The organism is Flavobacterium sp. SOK18b, from assembly GCF_014156605.1.
In the GTDB taxonomy this organism is placed as follows: domain Bacteria; phylum Bacteroidota; class Bacteroidia; order Flavobacteriales; family Flavobacteriaceae; genus Flavobacterium; species Flavobacterium tiangeerense.
Genome location: NZ_QKNZ01000135.1, coordinates 1 through 545 on the forward strand (window position 1 = coordinate 1; position 545 = coordinate 545).

General features: G+C 39.3%; 1 protein-coding gene. It reads left to right on the forward strand.

Annotated features, from left to right (window positions below; all coding sequences use genetic code 11):
* Nucleotides 1-545, forward strand: a 545-nt coding sequence (locus tag DNC80_RS14900; RefSeq protein WP_182651889.1) for an Ig-like domain-containing protein, incomplete at both ends; no start/stop codon positions are given.

A 545-nucleotide genomic window follows, 5' to 3' on the forward strand; every position in this document is an offset into this window, starting at 1 on the left:
TTGAGTATTGATGCAGATGGAAATTTAACAGTGGCACCAAACACACCAAATGGTATGTACACCATCAAGTATGAAATTTGTGAAGCAGGAGCAATACCAGTAAATTGTACAACAGCCACCGCCACAGTTAATTATGTAAATCCATTAATTGCGAGTAATGATACTTTTACAGCAACAGGAGGGAATGTGTTAGGAAATGATAGTGTAAATGGAGCACCTGCAACCATGACAAATACTATTGTGACACCAGTAAATAATGGGCCATTAAGTATAGATGCTGCTGGAAATGTAACAGTAGCACCAAACACACCAAGTGGTACCTACACTATCGTTTATGAAATTTGTCAAACAGGAATGACACCTGCAAACTGTACCACAGCTACAGTAACGGTTGTAGTAAACAATATCATTGTTGCCAATAACATTACATTTCCACCAACAGGCGGTAATGTAACATCAAACGATACGGTTAATGGCGTACCAGCGTCACCAGCTAATACCGATGTAACACCAGTAACAAGTGGTCCATTGAGTATAGATGCTAA